2 protein-coding genes are annotated in these 1,361 nt (G+C 36.5%); both read left to right on the forward strand.

From position 1 onward, the window contains the following. A partial coding sequence (locus HMPREF2572_RS12890; protein WP_283118422.1) for an HNH/ENDO VII family nuclease occupies nucleotides 1–636 on the forward strand: 636 nt, incomplete at its 5' end. 2 nt (nucleotides 637–638) lie between these two features. Beyond that, nucleotides 639–1,079: an SMI1/KNR4 family protein gene (locus HMPREF2572_RS00285; protein ID WP_070495308.1), complete on the forward strand. Its 441-nt coding sequence runs from the start codon at nucleotides 639–641 to the stop codon at nucleotides 1,077–1,079. Nucleotides 1,080–1,361 lie beyond the last annotated feature (282 nt).

Raw genomic sequence — 1,361 nt, forward strand, 5'->3', positions numbered from 1 at the left:
GGCAACTACACCGGCTGGGGTCGTCTGAAAGAAGAAACCAAGGTAACGGATAGCGCATACCAGCCGTTCCGCCTGCAAAACCAATATGCTGACCGTGAAACGGGACTGCATTACAACTTCTTTAGGTATTACGAACCTGATGCGGGTCGGTTTGTGAATCAGGACCCGATTGGGTTGGAAGGCGGCAGTAATTTTTATCAGTTTGCTTTCAATGCAAATAATTGGATCGATACATTAGGTTTAAGTAGCGTATGGATGACAAAACTTATGCGTAATATGTTAAAGAGTAAAAAACCAATCACTTATAAAGGAAGAACTGTTTATCAAGATCCTAAAGCTTTTGCATTTACTCATTCAAACATTTGTAAAATGTGGAAAGGACAGGCTCCTCGAGGTCATAATGGAGAAAGGATAGAATTGCACCATATATCTGGTAAAGATCCAGGTCCTTTACTAGAAATAAGATCAGGTTTACATGATAAAATTACTAAGCAGTTACATTTCTTTATTACAGAAAGTTTTCGTAGAGATAAAGCCCAAGCTCAGGCGTACGATAAATTTCGTGAGGCTTATTGGAAAAAACGTGCACGGGATCATATTGGAAGTTGTAAAAAACCCTCATATTGTAAGGACTAATCATGAATGAATTAACAAGCATAGAAAAAAAATTAAACATCTTATTTCCTCAGTCATATAAAAATACCCTTGATAAATTCAAGTTGTTTATGGAAATAAAATTTAAAGATTATGAAATTGATTTATTTAATAAAAATTTATTGTTTGACGAGTTAAATTCTTTTCCAAGATGGAATTATATTGAATATTTAGTTGAAATAAACAAGAAAAAACAAAAGGCAGAAAATATTGTACAAAGGCATGACTCCAAAGAATTTGTAGACTCTGAACGCATAAAGAAAGGTTTTATGTTTGGATCTTCTTCAGATGGGGGACGCTTATATTTCGATTTAAATGATAATCTATCAATATGGGAATATTGGCTAGATGATGGAAGTATTGGAAAAGTAGCAGATACTTTTGATGAAATTCTTGAATATGGAAAAATTATAGATTTTGAGTAAACGTAAGTTGTATCAAGGTTTAACAATCTCATAAGGTCGTCTGAAATAATTTTCAGTCGACCTTGAGGCAAAAAACAGATTTCATTTAGGATGAAGCTATTTAGAGACTTTTTTAAAATTTAAGCAAGCCGTAGCCAGTATGAAACCTCCAATCCCGACGTAAAGTGTGTGCGGTACGCGCACACACGGGTTCTGCTTTTCAGACGACCCCATCCCCTTCCCGCTCTTCGCCGACCTGGGCGATGCCCAAACCGTCGCCAAAGACGTCCGCCTCAACCGCAA

It is taken from the genome of Neisseria sp. HMSC064E01 (genome assembly GCF_001808875.1).
GTDB lineage: Bacteria > Pseudomonadota > Gammaproteobacteria > Burkholderiales > Neisseriaceae > Neisseria > Neisseria sicca_A.